This is a genomic window from Enterobacter sp. 01-M-02-SI-ECC (assembly GCF_047530595.1).
Classification (GTDB): domain Bacteria; phylum Pseudomonadota; class Gammaproteobacteria; order Enterobacterales; family Enterobacteriaceae; genus Enterobacter; species Enterobacter cloacae_M.
The window spans coordinates 1-15,015 of sequence record NZ_JBLKCZ010000043.1 but is presented as its reverse complement, the minus strand read 5'-3'; the positions used below and the strand labels follow the sequence as shown (position 1 = coordinate 15,015).

13 protein-coding genes and 3 pseudogenes are annotated in these 15,015 nt (G+C 51.0%); 11 read left to right on the top strand and 5 right to left on the bottom strand.

Going from position 1 to position 15,015, the window contains the following annotated elements; translation table 11 throughout:
- The coding region (locus tag ACMWLG_RS24550; protein WP_414763050.1) for an IS110-like element IS4321 family transposase at positions 1-904 on the bottom strand (904 nt) is incomplete at its 3' end.
- Positions 905-982: 78 nt separating this feature from the next.
- Positions 983-3,967, bottom strand: a complete 2,985-nt coding sequence (locus tag ACMWLG_RS24545) for a Tn3 family transposase (RefSeq protein ID WP_032666414.1) — start codon at positions 3,965-3,967, stop codon at positions 983-985.
- A 159-nt stretch (positions 3,968-4,126) separates the two neighbouring features.
- On the opposite strand from ACMWLG_RS24545, the gene ACMWLG_RS24540 reads away from it, so the two are divergent.
- The 4 genes from ACMWLG_RS24540 (at position 4,127) to ACMWLG_RS24525 (ending at position 6,519) form a co-directional block, all read left to right on the top strand.
- Positions 4,127-4,711: a recombinase family protein gene (locus ACMWLG_RS24540; RefSeq protein WP_012695450.1), complete on the top strand. Its 585-nt coding sequence runs from the start codon at positions 4,127-4,129 to the stop codon at positions 4,709-4,711.
- 184 nt (positions 4,712-4,895) lie between these two features.
- Positions 4,896-5,453 carry an OsmC family protein gene (locus ACMWLG_RS24535; RefSeq protein WP_000108589.1) on the top strand — a complete coding sequence of 186 codons (558 nt, stop codon included), beginning with the start codon at positions 4,896-4,898 and terminating at the stop codon, positions 5,451-5,453.
- Positions 5,454-5,594: 141 nt separating this feature from the next.
- Positions 5,595-6,176 (top strand): TetR/AcrR family transcriptional regulator, encoded by a 582-nt coding sequence (locus ACMWLG_RS24530; RefSeq protein WP_020277920.1) that lies wholly within the window; start codon positions 5,595-5,597, stop codon positions 6,174-6,176.
- A gap of 4 nt (positions 6,177-6,180) precedes the next feature.
- Positions 6,181-6,519, top strand: coding sequence for a carboxymuconolactone decarboxylase family protein (locus ACMWLG_RS24525; protein ID WP_021242988.1), 339 nt, complete (start codon positions 6,181-6,183; stop codon positions 6,517-6,519).
- A gap of 29 nt (positions 6,520-6,548) precedes the next feature.
- Here ACMWLG_RS24525 and ACMWLG_RS24520 read toward each other — a convergent pair whose 3' ends face one another.
- Positions 6,549-6,878, bottom strand: coding sequence for a thioredoxin family protein (locus tag ACMWLG_RS24520; protein ID WP_021242987.1), 330 nt, complete (start codon positions 6,876-6,878; stop codon positions 6,549-6,551).
- 213 nt (positions 6,879-7,091) lie between these two features.
- On the opposite strand from ACMWLG_RS24520, the gene ACMWLG_RS24515 reads away from it, so the two are divergent.
- From ACMWLG_RS24515 to ACMWLG_RS24505, 3 genes are all read left to right on the top strand, one after another.
- Positions 7,092-8,198, top strand: coding sequence for an alkene reductase (locus ACMWLG_RS24515; protein WP_047064068.1), 1,107 nt, complete (start codon positions 7,092-7,094; stop codon positions 8,196-8,198).
- 65 nt (positions 8,199-8,263) lie between these two features.
- Positions 8,264-8,965 carry a DsbA family oxidoreductase gene (locus ACMWLG_RS24510; protein ID WP_001194072.1) on the top strand — a complete coding sequence of 234 codons (702 nt, stop codon included), beginning with the start codon at positions 8,264-8,266 and terminating at the stop codon, positions 8,963-8,965.
- 65 nt (positions 8,966-9,030) lie between these two features.
- Positions 9,031-9,804, top strand: a complete 774-nt coding sequence (locus tag ACMWLG_RS24505; RefSeq protein WP_004729618.1) for an SDR family NAD(P)-dependent oxidoreductase — start codon at positions 9,031-9,033, stop codon at positions 9,802-9,804.
- A gap of 185 nt (positions 9,805-9,989) precedes the next feature.
- On the opposite strand, the gene ACMWLG_RS24500 is transcribed toward ACMWLG_RS24505, so the two are convergent.
- Entirely contained in the window at positions 9,990-11,213 is a 1,224-nt protein-coding gene (locus ACMWLG_RS24500) for a MalY/PatB family protein (protein ID WP_023287190.1), read from the bottom strand.
- A gap of 133 nt (positions 11,214-11,346) precedes the next feature.
- Positions 11,347-12,216 carry a DMT family transporter gene (locus ACMWLG_RS24495; RefSeq protein WP_001567390.1) on the bottom strand — a complete coding sequence of 290 codons (870 nt, stop codon included), beginning with the start codon at positions 12,214-12,216 and terminating at the stop codon, positions 11,347-11,349.
- Positions 12,217-12,456: 240 nt separating this feature from the next.
- On the opposite strand from ACMWLG_RS24495, the pseudogene ACMWLG_RS24490 reads away from it, so the two are divergent.
- The 4 genes and pseudogenes from ACMWLG_RS24490 to ACMWLG_RS24475 form a co-directional block, all read left to right on the top strand.
- A pseudogene (locus ACMWLG_RS24490) lies at positions 12,457-12,843 on the top strand (alpha/beta hydrolase); the annotation flags it as partial.
- Positions 12,844-12,927: 84 nt separating this feature from the next.
- Positions 12,928-14,156 (top strand): IS3-like element ISEc36 family transposase gene (locus ACMWLG_RS24485; RefSeq protein WP_414763049.1). Its coding sequence is split into 2 segments (ribosomal slippage): positions 12,928-13,243 and positions 13,243-14,156, totalling 1,230 coding nucleotides; the frame shifts between segments, so codons are not numbered across the junction.
- Between the two features lie 2 nt (positions 14,157-14,158).
- A pseudogene (locus ACMWLG_RS24480) lies at positions 14,159-14,545 on the top strand (alpha/beta hydrolase); the annotation flags it as partial.
- Positions 14,546-14,571: 26 nt separating this feature from the next.
- Positions 14,572-14,885: pseudogene (locus ACMWLG_RS24475) on the top strand (Tn3 family transposase); the annotation flags it as partial.
- Between the last annotated feature and the right edge of the window lie 130 nt (positions 14,886-15,015).

Sequence of the window (15,015 nt, the reverse complement as noted above, 5' to 3'; positions counted from 1 at the left end):
GTAAATCCCTGACCCAATCGGCCAATTTGCCAGACTGGTGTTCCAGTTTTTGTATGAATACCCTGGCACATTGAACCAACAAAGTTCGGATCTTTTTATTACCTCGCTTACTAATTCCCAGCAATGTCGTCCTACCTCCCGTGCTGTACTGCCGAGGTACAAGCTCTGTTGCCGCCGCAAAGTCACGGCTGCTGGCGTACTGCTTCCCGTCGCCAATCTCAGTTGAAATAGTACTCGCTGTCAGTGTTCCGACGCAGGGAATGCTCAGCAAGCGCTGTCCAACCTCATCTTCGTCCAACTTTCGTTTCAACTGGGATTCCAAATCTTTAATCTGCTCAACAAGATAGTGATAATGCTGTTGTAATTTCAGCAATAACTGGCTGAGGTAAAGAGGCAAACTATTATCCTCAAGAATGGTACTCAGTCGGCTAATAACGGCAGCTCCTCGGGGAACGCTAATGCCAAATTCCAGCAGAAAAGCATGCATTTGATTGGTTGTTTTTACCTTATCCTGAACCAGGGATTCACGGACACGATGCAGAGCCCGCATTGCCTGCTGAGATTCCGTTCTGGGCTGCACAAAACGCATAGACGGACGCGATGCAGCTTCACAAATAGCTTCGGCGTCGACAAAGTCGTTTTTATTGCTTTTAACGAACGGGCGGACAAATTGTGGTGATATCAGCTTTGGGGAATGCCCCAACTCTTCCAACTTGCGTGCCATAAAGTGAGAACCGCCACAGGCTTCCATTGCGATGGTTGTAGCGGGGCATGTCGCCAAAAATTCGATCAACTTTGGCCGGGTAAATTTTTTACGGTAAACAGCCTTCCCGCGACGATCCTGGCAATGAATATGGAAAGAGTTTTTACCCAGATCGATACCAATGAGCGCAATGTTTTCCATGATAGTTCTCCGAATGAAAGCCTGTCCTCAGCATAGTACCGGGAAGGAGGGAGTGACCATCTCATTAATTATCCCACGCTAAGACTGTTTTTTGTACAAAGCGGTATCGACTGTACGTAATGAGCGGTATTTTCCGGATCCCAGCTTAAGATTATTACGCCAGACGTAATCTCCACTCAGATTGATATGTTCCCAGCCCAGGGGAGAAAGATGAGAGACCAGTTGCTCATTTATCGGGATACCCTTTCGTTTTAGTGACTCAATAGCTCTTTCTATATATACCGTGTTCCACAACGTGATCGCTGCTGTCAGTAATGTCAGCCCGCTGGCGCGATAACTCTGATTCTCCAGCCCACGATCCCTTATTTCACCCAGACGGTGCAAAAAGACCGCTCGCGCAAGGGCATTACGGGCCTCACCCTTATTCAGCCCCGCCTGCACGCGTCGGCGCAGACCGGGATCACGGAACCAGTCCAGCATAAATAGTGTCCGTTCGATGCGGCCAATCTCTCTCAGCGCTTTGGCAAGTCCATTCTGTTTTGGGTAACTGGCTAACTTTTTCATCATCAGTGATGCGGTGACTGTCCCCTGCTTAATCGAGGTTGCCAGGCGCAATACCTCATCCCAGTGCGACTCAATGTCTTTGATATTTAGGCAGGTTGTTGATATGACAGACTGAAGCCCCGGATAGCGCTCGGCCTTTCCATGAATAAACAGCCGCTTGTCATGAAGATCACGGATCCTTGGCGCAAAAGCGAATCCCAGCAGGTGCATCAGGGCGAAAACATGTTCAGTGAAGCCTGCGGTATCGGTGTAATGCTCGGTAATTTCCAGATCGCTTTCATGGTACAGCAGGCCATCAAGCACGTGGGTTGAGTCGCGCACCCGGCTGATCACTTTGGCGTAGAACGGGCTGTATTGGTCTGAGATATGCGTATAAATCTGCACGCCCGGCTCCTGACCATATTTAAGATTGACCTGACCGGCATAACGTCCGTGACTGCCTACCCGAAAGTTCTGCCCGTCTGACGACGATGTTGTCCCGTCGCCCCAGAATGCGGCCAGAGGCCGCTCTTTCTGTGCGTTGACCAGCTCGGCCAGTGCCGCTGAATAAGTTTCATCCCTGATGTACCATGCCTGAATACCTTCGAGTGACGATCTTGTGGCCCCAGGGCAGGATTCCGCCATTTTTGTCAGCCCAAGGTTGATGCCGTCAGCCAGAATGGTGGTCAGCAACAGTCTTCCGTCTTTTGGTCTGACGTTATTATTTTTGAGGTGCGCGAAGTGACGCGTAAATCCCGTCCAGCTATCAACTTCTTCCAGTATCTCCGTAATTTTCGGATGGGGAAGCATGCCATAGACCAAATCTGCAAAGGGCGAAACACCTGAAGGAACGCTGTTCTCCAGTGGAGTGATTTTTACGCCTTTATCTGAGATATCTACATCGGGCAAATCACCGGCAAGCGCCATCGCGTTAACTTCTTCCAGCCGAGATGCAAGAAGAGTCATACGGGCCTGAAGGTATGCCTGGCTATCGGTCTGAACGGCCAACTGTAACTGGTCATTATGTCGGGATTTCTCAAACTCAGCAGTCGGGATGAGATAATCATCAAAATTTTTGTAGCGGCGCGATCCTTTTACCCAGATATCACCGGAACGTAATGCACCCTTGAGTTCATTCAGTACGCAAAACTCGTAGTACTTGCGGTCGATGCCTGAAGGCGTGAGCACCAGTTTTCGCCAGCTTTCAGGGATAAACCCTGTTGGCGCTGATGGCGGCACTTTACGAAGTTGTTTACGGTACATTTCCGTTATGGTGTCCAGCGCATCGCTGAGCGCCTGCGCCGCAGGTGTCGCCATGAACTGCAATGCTGACAGCATACGCGGGGCATATTTACGCAACGTACTGTATTTTTCGGTGATCAGATGAAGCGCGTCGAAATTGCCCTTACGGGAAAGAAACCGCGTTTCTTCCACGCTGTTGATGAATTCCTGCCAGGGAAGGACATCTTCTATTGCAGTCCAGGGATCTTCCCCGGATTCTCTGGCGTTAAGTAACGCCTGCCCGACGGTAACGTACTGCTTCAGCTTGCTCTGAATAAGCTTTCTCGTTTGCTGGAGCCGTTCGGCCTGCGTGCGTTTTGCCCTGCTGAACAGACTACCCAGGATACGCTCGTGCAGATCAATCACTTCGTCAGTCAGGGTGGCCCTGGCCTCTGTTATTATACAAACCAGCGTAGCGTAACGTCTGACATCGGTGAATTTTGCCAGGTCCCTGCTGCTCATTTTCCGGCCCTCACGCGCCAGTTTAAGCAACCTGTTCTGGTGAACGGAAAGTGCAATACCATCAGGCAACCCCAGCGCAGCGATGGAATTAAGCCGGTCGATATGTTGCAGCACATTTTTACCGTTTATTTTACCCGGAGGCTGTAGCAGCCATGCCAGACGGGAAGGTTGTTCACCCTCTGATATGAGCAGGCTGTCGAGTGCTGATTTATGCTGCTTTTCCAGTTGCGCGGTAAGTGTCGAAAATACCGATCTGTTAGCGAGCGTGACGACTTCGGCAAGCGTCCGTTCGATCACTTCAACAGAAGGGAAAATAACATTATTGTTATGTAGCCAGCTGAGCATTTCTTCCGCCAGCATAAATCCTTTGTCAGTTCGCATGGCATAGGGGTGCAGATGACGGATACAGTCTTTTTGCATTGACCGGCTGAACGGGGATAGTTCCAGGTAGCGATAAAGTTCGGTCAGATGTTCCCAGCGGGTTTGCTCTCTGGATGCATATTCCGGCCATAAATCAGGCTGAAGTTTCAGTCGGGAAGCAACCCTGGATACAACGCCATTGTGAGGAGCACTGCTTTTGTCCGGAATAAATCCAGGTCCACGCAGATAACAGAGTAATACAGCAAAGCCCAGGCGATTCGCTGGCCTTCGGTGCTTATTAATGAGCGCAATATCCGGTTCGTTCAGAAAACACATTCGGGTCAGAATAATTTCATCATCTGGTATAACCAGTAAGCGTTCCTGCTCTTCGCTGCTCAGTATCTGTCGCCGTGGCATAAATGCCTCCCTCGCGTATAGTTTTCATCTGTTATTTGTTCGCTGTGACCGAAACCGGTCGGTTTCGTACACCACTTACAGCACATGTCCGAAACTTAGTGAAATTAATTTCGGACACACGTTATAATTCGGACATCCATTTCGTACGGAAAGTTTCCCATGTCACGTGTTTTTGCCTACTGCAGGGTCTCAACTCTGGAACAGACCACAGAAAACCAGCGTCGTGAAATTGAAGCGGCGGGTTTTGCCATCAGATCCCAACGACTTATTGAGGAGCATATCAGTGGCTCGGTTGCTGCCAGCGAACGCCCCGGATTTATCCGGTTGCTAGATCGCATGGAAAATGGGGATGTACTGATTGTCACCAAACTTGACCGTCTGGGTCGTAATGCGATGGATATCCGAAAAACAGTAGAGCAACTGGCGGCTTTAGATATTCGCGTTCATTGTCTCGCACTCGGAGGCGTTGACTTGACCAGTCCGGCCGGAAAAATGACTATGCAGGTAATTTCTGCTGTAGCGGAGTTTGAGCGGGATTTGCTGCTTGAGCGAACGTATTCAGGTATTGCGAGGGCAAAAGCGGCTGGAAAACGCTTCGGTCGCCCCCCCATCCTGAGCGAGGAACAAAAGCAAACAGTGACAGAGCGCCTAAATGCTGGCATCAGTATCAGTGCTATTGCCCGGGAATTTAATACCACCCGCCAGACTATCCTTCGGGTAAAGGCTGGATTGCTGCAAGAGTGAGCGGCTGGGAAGATTATAAAAAAATCAAATGGTTATTATGAAATAAAACAGCCTGCTGGGTTCTTTTCCCCCTATTTTTTATAAAAGAGTAGACAAAAGAGGTTCGCGACACTAATCTACCAACTAGATGATTGGTGCTGGTTACACCAGCTATACCTTTTATCAAGAAATTACAGGAGCCATTATGTCTACTACCGTTAAACCTTCTGCAGACGCAGCTGCGATCCACAATACCCGTGAAGCAGTTCGCAGCCAGCCTGGCCTGGGTAACCTGACTTTCCAGATGAAAGCCCGTTCCAGCGGCGGATTAACCGTTCGCACAGAGACCGGCGCCACAATCCAGAACGGCGTTATCGATACCAGCCGTGTGGGGAAATTTTCTAATATCGGTGATGAACCCGCAGGTTTACTCGGCACCGATACCGGCATGAGCCCGACTGAATACATCATGCAGGCGCTGGCTGGCTGTTATACCGCCACCCTTACCATGATGGCTGCTGAAAAAGGGATCGACCTGGACGGTATCGAGCTGGATCTTAATTTCGATATCAACCTCAACGGCTTCCTTGGGCTGGACAGCAACGTGCGTAAAGGTGCGAAATCTATTCGCGTCGATGTTCACCTTACGAGCAAGACCGCCAGTCGCGAGGAGTTAGAAGCGCTGGTCAGCGAAATGCAAAAGAATTCGCCAATCCACGATACTCTGGCTAATCCGGTTGAAATGATTACACGCCTGGCGTGATGTCAGAGATGTAATGCTGCCATTCAGAATGCAGGATGGCAGTGACGTTCAGCTCTGCACGATACTGAGTCAGTGATACAACTTGCTACGGAAAAATAGCAACAATATAATCTATCAACTAGTAGATTATATGGAGTAATTATGACAACCATGACACGGGAACGGCTGCTCAGCGAAGCAGAACACCTGATGCGCGAAAAAGGGTATTCAGTATTCAGCTATGCTGATTTATCAAAAATAGTGGGTATCACCAAGGCCAGTATTCATCACCATTTCCCGACCAAAGATATTCTGGGTGAGCAGGTGGTAATACAGGCGTTCTCTGATACACAACGCGTATTTGAGCAGATAGAGGCGACTGAGAAAAGCGCGGAGAGAAGAATTGCGGCTTACATCGATATCTTCGCGCAAAGCCATAAAGCTTCGCTACTGCCACTGTGTTGTGCGTTGTCAGCAGAGACCGCCAATCTGCCTCAGGCAATTACTGTACAGACATCACTTTATTTCGATATGCAAATCGAGTGGCTCACAAAAGTCGTCAGGGCGGGCATGGAGTCAGGTGAGTTTTCATCCCATGCCGAACCATCAGATATTGCTTTGATGATCATTAATGTCTGTGAAGGCTCAAGCGTAGTGGCGCATGCAACGGCCAGACCCGAAGTCTTCGCCAACAGCCTTAAGTATATAAAACTGCTTCTTAATACCCCTCATTCAGGAGAATGACACTATGCTGGACTGGAACAACTATCGCTCAGAGTTAATGCAACGTTTAGGCGAGTTGGGCAAACTGACCCCCGAGACCATGAAAGGCGTGGTTGCCCTGGGCAACGCAGGTAACAAAACTGACCTTTTGGGCGCAAAAGTGCGTGAACTCATTGCCCTGGCGTGCGCAGTCACAACCCACTGCGACGGCTGTATTGCTTTTCACGCCGACGCCGCTGTGAAAGCCGGTGCAACCGACGCTGAAATTGCTGAAGCGCTGGGCGTGGCGATTAACCTCAACGCTGGCGCGGCGGTCATTTATTCAGCCCGCACTCTGGATGCCGTCGGTCAGGCACGCGGTTAAGCATTAATAAATTCCACGTTAAAAGGGCATTACTGCCCTTTTTTTATGTCCGCAATAGCCTGAGCATATACCGATGCAGGTTTCACACCCGGTATGCGTTTAACTAATTGCCCTTCATGAAATATCAGCACAGACGGCAGCCCCCAGATCTCGTATTTGGTTGTCAGCACCGGCGCCTGATCTACATTGACTTTCCCCACCTGAATATCTCTATCGAGCCGGTCTGCAAACTGACTGAACATTTCTTCGCTGGCCTGACAGGGCGGACACCAGGGTGCAGAGAAACGTACCACCGATATTCCGTTGTACTGCTCTATCTGGCGGAAATTATCTTCGTTATAAGCTGTTAATGTACGCATGGTGATGACCTCGCAAAATGAGTGACAATTCAGAAATGGCTGCGTTATGACAAAAAAATACGACACAGCCATTGACCTACCTACTAGATGGTTGGTATATTGCCACCCATCAGATGTTTATGCAACTCCAGTGCGCGACGTCCAGTCGATGATACTGCCGGGCTGTGCAAATCCCTGCCGGGATACTCCTTTTTGTTTTTTGTGAGGTATACGATGAGTAAGCTTTTCACCCCCTACAATCTGTCTGGCCTGGCGTTAAAAAACCGTGTAGTCATGGCACCGATGACCCGCACCCGCACCATGAATGACGTGCCGGATGAGGTCGTGGCTTTGTACTATGCACAGCGTGCTTCTGCTGGCCTGCTCATCACCGAAGGGATGCCGGTTTCAGAAGAAGGCCGGGGTTACCTTTATACCCCTGGTATCTACAACGACGAACACGTCCAGGGCTGGCGTAAGGTGACACAAGCGGTTCACGCCAAAGGTGGCCGTATTTTCGCGCAGCTCTGGCACGTCGGCCGTATGTCTCACGTCTCTCTTCAGCCAGGCCACATAGCGCCGGTTTCAGCGGGCACCGTTCAGGCGGTCAATACCACCGTTTTTGCGCTGACCGAATCCGGAGAACCGGGCCCGGTTGTACCAAGCCAGCCACGCGCGCTGGAAACGCATGAAGTTAAACGCATCACTGCAGACTTCGTGCACTCCGCACGCCTGGCGGTGGAAGCCGGCTTTGACGGCGTGGAAATCATGGCGGCAAACGGATTCATCTTTGACCAGTTCCTCAGTAGCGAACTGAACACCCGCACCGACGAATACGGCGGCTCGGTGGAAAATCGTCAGCGTTTCCTGCTGGAGACCATTGACGCCGTGGCGGAAGCCGTGGGTAACAGCCACGTTGCCGTGCGCCTGTCACCGTTCGGCCGCATTTATGACCTCGCGCCGTATGAAGGTGAAGAGCAAACCTGGTCAGCCATCACCGACGCGCTCGGTCAGCGGGAACTGGCCTACGTACACCTTTACTATCAGCCGGTGTACATCAAAGCGCCACTTCCGGAAGGCTTCCGCCGCCGTTTTCGCAACACGTTTAAAGGCACCATCATCGCTGCCGGCGGTTTTACCCGTGATATCGCAGAGCAGGCTCTGGAAGATGATGAGCTGGATCTGGTGGCATTTGGTGTGCCCTACATCGCTAACCCGGATCTGGTTGAAAGAATGCAAAACGGCTGGCCACTGGCAGAAAGTGACCGCGCCACCTACTACGGCGTCAGTGGTTCCCCGGAAAAAGGCTATACCGATTACCCGGTCTGGCAGGCGCAATAAATCCCATACGGTCGCGGTTCTCTGATAAGTGAGATCCGACCGCCCAACGTCTTTGAGGAATCATTATGCAAACGCTGAAACCCACCCTTACCATCGATATCTGGTCAGATTTGGTCTGCCCGTGGTGCTGGATTGCTAAAAAAAGATTTGAACAGGGTCTGAATCGCTTTGAATTTCGCGACCAGGTGGTGATCCGCCATCACAGCTACCGTCTGGCCGGTGGTACTCCCGCGATGCCTTTTAAGGATGCCATCGTTAAAAAGCTGGGCAGTCAGCATTCAGCGGAGCTGATGATGAATCAGGTGGGCACCGCCGGTAAATCTGAAGGTCTGATCTACAACTTCGACGGCATGATGTTTGGTGATACAGAAGATGCACACACCCTGCTGGTTGCCGCGCGTAAGGCCGGAATTGCGGACGCGGTGGAAGAACGTTTTTATCATGGCAGTATCACCGAAGGTCGCTCTCTCTTTGACCGTCAGCAGCTCGTTGCCATGGCCGTAGAAGCCGGTATGCCGAAAGCTGACGCTGAAGCCGCCCTGGAAAATGACGATTTTCGCGCCACCGTTTCCGACGATGAAGCCCACGCACAGTCTATTGGCCTCAGCGGCGTTCCGGTTTTTGTGATGAACGAAAAATATGCCATCAGCGGGGCTCAGGCAGCAGATAACTTTTTGAATGCCCTGCGTCAGGTCTGGGATGAACAGCAAACCGAATTTTCAGCCACTGCGGGTCAGACCTGCGGAACGGATGGCTGCAGTATTTAATCCGTCAACCGCCGGCAGTTTCACGCTGCCGGCAACGTCTTACCCACCAGTAATGGAGTCAGAAAATGAACACTTTTTTCAAAGGTAAAAAACTGCTCGTCGTCGGCGGTACCAGCGGCATGGGCCTGGCCGTGGCACGCATGGTACTGGAAGCGGGCGGCAGTGTCGTGCTGACCGGGAATAAAAAAGACAAAGCCGAAGCGGTGCAAAAAGAACTGAGCCCTCTGGGACCGGTTGCGGTCATCGCGGCGAACCTGATGACCGAAGAAGGTATGGAAACTATCCGTCAGGAAATTAATGCTCACCATCGCGATATCAGCCTGATGGTGAATGCCGCCGGTATCTTCATGCCCAAAGGATTTACCGAGCACAGCTTTGCCGATTATGACATGTATCTTTCGCTGAACCGAGCCACGTTCTTTATTACACAGGATGTCGTGAAGAACATGCTCGCCGCGAAGCTCGAAGGGTCTATCGTCAACGTCGGTTCGATTGGTGCTCAGGCTGCACTGGGTGACTCGCCGGCCTCGGCCTATTCAATGGCAAAAGCGGGTCTGCATGCCCTGACGCGTAATCTGGCGATTGAGCTGGCCAGCGCGGGTATTCGTGTCAACGCGGTGTCTCCCGGGATTGTTCATACGCCGATATACGAAGGCTTCATGGACAAAGCGGATATCGCAGATGCTATGAAGTCGCTGAACGATTTCCACCCGCTGGGACGCGTCGGAACTGCCGAAGATGTGGCAAACACTATTCTCTTCCTGTTGTCTGACAAAACCTCATGGGTGACGGGCGCTATCTGGGATGTCGATGCGGGCATCATGGCGGTCAGACGATAACCCCGTGACGCTGGCATAAGCCGCCCCTTAAGGGCGGCATTTTTTTGTCGCCAGACATGTCATCAGCAGGCTTCACTAAGAATATTCACGACCTGTTCATCCGTGCCTTTTGTGTTCCCGGCACAGGGTGTTATGCCGGGTTCTGACGACATCCTGACAGGACAAAACGGCCAGAGAGAAAGGGGTTATACACGATGAGGAGCCGGTATCCGCAGTACCTGTGAAATTCTTTTCATCCCTGCTGTCAGCATACTCCGTGGGCAGGCCAGATTTAACCGGATATATCCGTCCCCATTGTCGACAAACAGCAAGCCCCCTTCAAGAAGGACCCCTGACTCCCGGGCAAAATACAGCGATAAATCCTCACCTGCGGTGTCGGGCAGGTAGCGGCTAATATCTATCCAGGCCAGATATGTCCCTTCGGGGATCGAGAACCTGGTTTCGGGTAAATAGCTTTTGAGATAGTCGTGCAGGTACTGGAAATTGCCGTCAATATATTCCCTCAGATGGACAAGCCAGTCATCACATTCACTCCACGCCGCTTTGTTTGCTGCCAGGCTCAGTGGAGAGATGAACTCGTCGTGTCTGAGACGCCACTCGCTTCTGACACCGGGATCCGGAATAATGATATTTGCCAACAAATTCCCGGCCAGATTGAATGTTTTACTCGAGGACATGCAGGTAATAATGCGTGTAGAATCAGGGAAAAGAGAGGCGGCCGGTGTATGACCGATACCGCTTCGGGACAGGTCGCAGTGAATTTCGTCAGATATCACCCAGATGTCATTGGCCAGGCAAATTTCAATAATCCGCTTAAGTTCATCAGGCCGCCAGACTCGTCCGGTCGGGTTATGCGGATTACACAGGAAAAGAATTTTCACACGTAAATCGGCCTGACTGGCTTTGCGTGCAAAGTCTTCCCAGTCAGGTTCCCAGCCGCCTGCTGATTTTTTTAACGCCGAGTACACCACGCGACGCTGACTGTATTCACCCGCCTTTTTAAACGGGCCATATGAAGGCGTCATAATAAGAATACTGTCATCCATGTCGGTCAGAAGCGGGACGAGACGGTTCAGCGCGGGAATAATGCCCGGAGACAGCACAATGTCTTCCGTTTTGAAACGGTGACCATATTGTCGCTCACACCAGCTGCCAAAGATCTCATAGTATTCTTCGTCGTAGATTTTAGTGTAGCCGAGTATTTTTCTATCCAGACGGTCTCTGATGGCCTGAAGAATCGGCTCTGGTGTGGCAAAAGCCATGTCAGCAACCCAGAGGTTGATTAGCCCTTCTGCCGGATACCGCATTGCAAATTCGGACTGTCCCGAAAACAGGTATTCCCGCCAGCCGTCCACGGTGAGACTGTCTGTTTTCTCTCTGCTTACGTACTCATCAAAATCATATTTCATTTCATAAACCTGCCTTAGGTGTAGTCAGAAACGTCGACCTCAGTATTACTGTCAGTCTGATGCCGGAGCGGGAAAACTGGCTCGTGTGATTAACATAAGAGAATCATCACAACTGCATGAATTAATTGCGTTATTAAGGTTCTCTCGCCTTTGTCATCGACTGACGGGGGGATTTCTCGCGTGTCACCATCACAATGCCAGTCAGCACCGCCAGGGCAGAAAATATCGTTCTGACCGTCAGTGATTCATCCAGGAATACCACACCCCCTAGCATTGCCAGACAGGGAACGCTGAGCTGAAGGGTACTGGCGGTGATAGAGCCGAGAGAGGGTAAAAGGGTATACCACAATACATATGCACCGGCTGAGGCGGCGGCACCGGACAGCAATGACAAAGCAATGCCCGCAGCATCATAGTGACCCTGCTTCATAAACAGCAACGAAAGAGCGAGAGCCATCGGCGTGGCGAGTACAAAATTTGCCGCCGTTGAAGCCCCGGCCGCCTGGCCCGCCCTCCCCCTGACGGAATAGGCGGCCCAGGCTAATCCGGCAACGATCATCATAAGTGCACTGTAAAGCGGCGGTGCCTTCGCCCCGGGTAACAGCAGGGCAGCAATTCCTGCCAGAGCAATAACTAAACCGCAAGCCCGCATAACGGAGAGTGATTCCCCTTTAAATAATCCGTGGATCACCATCGCAAACTGTACGGCACCAAAAAGTAACAGCGCACCTGCCCCGGTATCGAGATGGATATAGGCGACAGAGAAGAGCACTGCGTACACCATGAGGTAAAATCCGCTCAGCGGACGCCACAGCGATAATGTAGTTTTTGCGTGATAAAACAAGAAAGGTGACAGGACGAGTGCACCACTGGCCAGCCTGAGGCTGCTGAATGAAAGGGGATCAATGTGGCCTCCCTGCAGGGCCAGACGGCACAGAATAGAGTTTGCAGCAAACGCCAGCATTGCCAGGGATATTTTAAGAATGAGCGCGCAATTGGCCATTCAGTGAGACCTCATAAAATTCTTGTAAACTACCATCTAGTTGGTAGCATAGCGTAAGTGATCACCGAACAGGAAGCAATAATCAGCTTTCAAACTGGAAGGTGAGGACAGGCATTCGGAATGAATTCTGTTTCACATCCCCAGTAGAGGAAGGAAAACGCGTAATGCCAGATGCAGAGCAGAAGATTATTTTTCCCTGCGATCAAACATATGAAATCAGTTTAAGACCTGGAATATCCTATGAAAAAACTAAAATTTACGTTCAAAAATGCGGCTGGTGAAGAACTGGCCGGATTGCTTGAACTTCCTGAAAATCCTAAAGCGTTTGCGCTGTTAGCTCATTGTTTTACGTGTGGCAAAGACCTCAAAGGCGCGGCGCGTATTGCGCGGAAACTGACAGAGAATGCTATCGCCGTTCTCCGGTTTGATTTTACTGGTCTGGGAAACAGCGAAGGGGATTTTTCCAACACCAACTTCTCATCCAATATTTCGGACCTGCTTTGCGCGGTAGATTATCTCCGCCGACAGTACGAAGCGCCTTCTTTGCTCATCGGCCATAGCCTGGGGGGATCGGCCATTCTGTCTATTGCCGGCGAAGTTCCTGAGGCAAAGGCCGTTGTTAGACTGGCCCCCTGAATCTCCAGACAGTTGGTATCACTTAAGTTAGTGATAGTCTTAATACTAGTTTTTAGACTAGTCGTTGGAGTCCGAATGATTGATGTTTTAGGTCCAGAGAAGCGCAGACGGCGAAGTGTTCAGGAAAAAATCGCCATTGTTCAGCAGAGTTTTGAGCCCGGAATGACCGTGTCGCTGGTCGCCCGTCAGCATGGCGTTGCTGCCAGTCAGCTGTTCCTGTGGCGTAAGCAGTATCAGGAAGGCAGCCTTACAGCCGTTGCCGCAGGAGAACAGGTTGTGCCCGCGTCGGAGCTGGCATCTGCGATGAAGCAAATTAAAGAGCTGCAGCGCCTGTTGGGCAAGAAAACCATGGAAAACGAGCTGCTAAAAGAAGCCGTTGAATATGGCCGACAAAAAAAGTGGATAGCGCACGTGCCCTTGTTGCCGGAGGATGGCGAATAAGCCTTGTCAGTCGTTGCCTCCGGGTCTCACGTGCGCAACTGCATGCCATGGCCCGTCGGTCGAAGGACTGGCAGGATCGTCGGTGCAAGCGCAAGCCTGATGATACTGACGCGCTGGCCCGTATCCATACCGTTATCGGCGATCTGCCCACCTATGGTTATCGTCGGGTATGGGCACTGCTGCGCAGACAATCAGAAACTGACGACATGGCGGTGATCAATGCCAAACGCGTATACCGCATCATGCGTCAGAATGCGCTGCTGCTTGAGCGTAAACCGGAAATACCGCCATCGAAGCGGGCGCATACAGGGAAAGTGCCCGTTGGAGAAAGTAACCAGCGGTGGTGCTCTGACGGCTTCGAGTTCAGCTGTGATAACGGTGAAAAACTGCGGGTCACGTTCGCTCTGGACTGTTGCGATCGCGAGGCACTTTACTGGGCGGCCAGTAACGGTGGATATGACAGTGAAACCGTGCAGGACGTCATGCTGGGTGCCGTGGAGCGTCGCTTCGGTAACAGCCTGCCGACATCCCCAGTTGAGTGGCTGACAGACAACGGTTCAGCCTACCGTTCTTATCAGACGCGTCAGTTCGCCAGAATGGTAGGACTGGAGCCTAAACATACGGCGGTACGTAGCCCGGAAAGCAACGGGATGGCAGAGAGCTTCGTGAAAACGATGAAGCGCGATTACATCAGCATCATGCCGAAACCCGACGGGTTAACAGCGGTAAAGAACCTTGCGGAGGCCTTCGAACATTACAACGAATGGCATCCGCATAGTGCACTGGGGTATCGTTCGCCACGGGAATATCTGCGGCGACGAACCAGTCATGGGTTAAGTGATAAAAAGTGTATGGAAATATAGGGGCCAATCCAGTTGTCACCATAGGATCACCCGGAGAACTGACACACGTAAAACGTCTTTTTAAGGATGATGTTGAAAACATTAACCAGCATGGAGCCTATCCCGTTGAGCTGGCCGGGCGGGTATTTACCTTAAAGAAACAGATGCTGGACAATATTCAGGAACACAAAATCGCTCATAAGGTGTTCGCCATGAACAAGCCTCTGCTTATTTTTCATGCGACTGAAGATGATACTGTGTTAATTGAGCAGGCCGAAAAAATATTCAAAGCAGCAAAGCATCCCAAGAGTTTCATTTCGTTGGGTAAGGCGGATCACCTTCTGACTCATGCTCAGGATGCTGAATACGTTGCCGATATCATTATATCGTGGAGCGAATGTTACCTATAAACAGAGTAAATGCGTTCAAACTCGTAGCGCAGAGGGCGATTTTCTGCAGAGATCGGACGCTGTTTATGCTGGACTGATTTTGCGATAAAGGCTTAGGCCGATGCATACAGGCGGGGCTGAATAAGGGTGAGGCCCTTGGGCGAGCATCCTTCATGCACCGGCTGAATGAAATCAGGGATCTGGGGGTGGGAGGATCAGCGTTACCACGCCACCGGCGCTGACACTACATACGGCGGCGATAACACTCTGGAATACGGTTTATATAGAAAGAACCATTGAGCCGCTTAAGCAAAAAGGAGTCCCTGTTAATGAACTGCTGGTCTCTCATCCTTCTCCACTGCTGTACAAAATATAGTCTTAGCGTGGGATAATTAATGAGATGGTCACTCCCTCCTTCCCAGTACTATGCTGAGGACAGGCTTTCATTCGGAGAACCATCATGGAAAACATTGCGCTTATTGGTATCGATC